This is a genomic window from Henriciella sp. (genome assembly GCF_049649345.1).
In the GTDB taxonomy this organism is placed as follows: Bacteria; Pseudomonadota; Alphaproteobacteria; order Caulobacterales; family Hyphomonadaceae; genus Henriciella.
The window spans coordinates 1-2,845 of record NZ_JBARZC010000513.1; the positions used below are offsets into that span (position 1 = coordinate 1).

At 60.8% G+C, this 2,845-nt stretch carries 3 protein-coding genes and 1 pseudogene; 3 read left to right on the plus strand and 1 reads right to left on the minus strand.

The features are described from left to right. The 3 genes from WA989_RS14175 to WA989_RS14185 form a co-directional block, all read left to right on the plus strand. Positions 1 to 1,226, plus strand: a 1,226-nt coding sequence (locus tag WA989_RS14175; protein ID WP_424341137.1) for a hypothetical protein, incomplete at its 5' end; no start/stop codon positions are given. 202 nt (positions 1,227 to 1,428) lie between these two features. Beyond that, a complete protein-coding gene (locus WA989_RS14180) occupies positions 1,429 to 1,821 on the plus strand; it encodes a hypothetical protein (protein WP_424341138.1) in 393 nt (130 codons plus the stop codon). Between the two features lie 104 nt (positions 1,822 to 1,925). Then, positions 1,926 to 2,231: a hypothetical protein gene (locus tag WA989_RS14185; protein WP_424341139.1), complete on the plus strand. Its 306-nt coding sequence runs from the start codon at positions 1,926 to 1,928 to the stop codon at positions 2,229 to 2,231. A gap of 394 nt (positions 2,232 to 2,625) precedes the next feature. Here the strand turns inward: WA989_RS14185 and WA989_RS14190 are convergent. Beyond that, positions 2,626 to 2,845, minus strand: a pseudogene (locus WA989_RS14190) (hypothetical protein); the annotation flags it as partial.

Below are 2,845 nucleotides of genomic sequence, written 5' to 3' on the forward strand. Positions count from 1 at the left end.
GTGCGGAGGTCTATCGGTCCGCCGCCGCCTCCGAGTCGACGTTTCGGTGTCTTCTGCGCGCTCTCGCGGCATACGCGCCGCACGTGTCCACCGCACACGCCAGAGTCGTCAGCGACGAGTGGTATGCTCGTCGACCCAAAGCGGTTGCAAGGGTTGCCCAGACGTTGGAGCAGCCTGCCAAAGCAAGTTGGCCCGTGTCCTGGCAAGAGATGAAGCCCGGACTCGATGCAGCACGGATCAGATGCAGCACCCGGAAGCGCTACGTCGCAAGCATCGACCGGTGCGCTGCCGTCGGCGCTGAGGGTCTCGCTTCGGAAACGCATGGGTTCGTCGCGGCATGCGAACTCTCGGAGGCATTCCTTTTTCATCGCGACAAAAGTCGGCGCGTGAAGCCGGTCACGGCAGCCAACTACATTGAAGGTTTGATTGCGCTGGGGGCCAGGGGCGGCGTGGCAGAGGCAAGCCTGACCGCAATGCGGGTCATCTGGCGCGATCTTCGAGATCAGGCCGCGCTGGCGGAAAAGAACAAGTATGAGAGGTTGTCCGACCTCATGAAAAGGGGCGGATATGCGCATGTCGCCGACAAGATTGGGGAACTCAGGGCGCGGGCGCATGATCTACCCGAACACTCTGCGGCGCGTCGTCGTTGCATGCAGCAAGCCGTCGTCTGTGCCGTCATCGTGAACAAGCCGCCCCGCAAGGGCGATCTCGTCTCCTGGCGGTTCGGCGAGCAACTCGTCCGGGAAATCGACGGCACATGGATTGCCGATTGGGAGCAGGAGAAGAACTTGCGCAACACGGAAGCCGGGGCGATCTGGCCCGAAATTTGCGAGGTTCTGGACGAGTGGATTCTCGATGGCCGTCCGGACCGGCTGATCCATATCCGCTATCAGGAGCTGGTCGGGCGAAACTGGCTGACGCTCGATGACACCGCGCCGTATCGGAATCTTCCGACGGATCTGACCAAGTCCGCGATCGGCGTGCCGTCGCACGACTTGAGGACACTGGTGGCGGACTATATGCGCCGTCACGACCCGGCACACGCGGCCGATGTCATCGCGACGCACCTGGGACATGGCACCATAAAGGCCGGCAAATCGTACAGCGCCGAGTGTGAAGGGGCGACGGCACAGGCGATCTGGCAAGACGCACGGGCGGCCATCGCGGCGAAGTCGGCAAACCCGGCGCGCAAGCGCAAAGTGCAGAACCGATCGGCAAATATGTAGCGGCACCCGTGGCCAAAGCTGACGCTTCGTTCCAATGAAGTTGAAGACGGGATCGCGCCTATCGATCGCGGCCACTTCGGTGGGGCCGCGACCGATGAGGCCGATCTGAAAAAGGAGAGAGAGAAAAACCAGCCAGCTGAAGGCATCCGGACAGACGACTGCTTGACCCGCACACGATGCGGAAACCCAGCCGGAGCCAAGTATGAAACTCGACCCGAAATCCGCCTTTTCTCCCGAGATCACGCAGGGAATACCTGCTGATCCGGTTTTTTCCTTCATAAACGCGCATCAGGAGGTGCTCTGGCATGCGGCACGTCTCCTGGGCGGCTACGAGTCTGCGCGTCTCGTCGACCGCTGCGTTGAGCTCCTGGGACAGGACCAGCGCGTGAGGCCTCGAACCACGGTCATGCTCGGCCAGATTCTGTCCTTGCTATCCTTGGATAATGTCGACGACCCCGATCTTCCATATATGGCACATTTTGCAGTGATCGATCCCCGTGATCCGGTCGTCGAAGAAATCTGTCTGCTGACCGATGGACTGCGTCATGCACTTGCGCAAGCTGATGCTGAGCCCAAGTTCCGAACCGCAGCATAGTCGCACGCGCAACGGACACCGCCGGTCACTCCTGCCGGCGGTGCTTGACGGCACAAGGTGATCGTCCGGCCAATTGGCCGGCCCTTCGTGCCTGGAGAACCACCATGAACAAGACGCTCTATGGCGGCGCGGCACTGCTCGCTGCCTTGGACGCCAGGGACTTCCTGCGCCGCAATGGCGACAGCCTGTCGGAGGTGCTGCAAGGGATCGCAGGCGATCGAGGCCTGGACCTCTATCTCGAGGCTGATCGATCGTGGGACGGCCCGACCCCCGATCCGGCCTGTGTCAGGAAGGCGCTGCAAGAGATCTGCGATCTTCTTTCGGAGGCCGGCGTTCCCGAGGATCGCTATGCGGCCTCTCTCAGGTGGCACGGCGCGCGGCTGACCGATCTCGCGGCCCGCCTGCGTTGATGACGCCTCGGGCCCCGATCTTCGGATCGGGGCCAAGTTCTGCCATAAACACCTTTGGGCAAGCCGCCGGCGTTGACCGTCGATTGCGCTCCAAGGGTCGATGCAACATGTTTTTCCTCGGACAACGACATCTGGATGACGTTCGTGGTCTCGGCCTGGTTTCTTGGGTTTGCCGAATTCAGAGACGGCTGTGCCGTTACCCTACGAGCCGCAGCCCTTTGTCTTTTGCCTGCGCCTTGACGACAGCGGAGGGTGTGTCGAACGGCCTACTGATCATGGAAATGTCGACCGCGACAGATTCCATACGCTTCGCACGTTTTTCCATTCCTGGATTTTGCCCGTAGGAGCGATCGCCCTCGTCGGTATAAGGTGTGGCCCATTCGGGGACAGGCGGCTAAAACGGGAAGCCCAAGAATAGTCGGAACAGCGAGAACGCGCCAATCGGGGAAATGATTTCGGCAAACAAGGCCTCTTCGACGGCGGCATCGAGAGCGGCGTTTTCAATCCCTGTATCAATGACGAGATCAGCTCCGATCCGGGAAGCAACTTCAGATGTAACTGCAAATGCAATCTCAGGATCTTCCTGCATCGCACCCGTCACATAGCTTACGGAA

What these genes read in the sequence shown, in the direction of transcription:
- WA989_RS14180 (WP_424341138.1), top strand. Translation starts at nt 1,429, where the DNA reads ATGAAACTCGACCCGAAATCCGCCTTTTCTCCCGAGATCACGCAGGGA.
- WA989_RS14185 (WP_424341139.1), top strand. Translation starts at nt 1,926, where the DNA reads ATGAACAAGACGCTCTATGGCGGCGCGGCACTGCTCGCTGCCTTGGAC.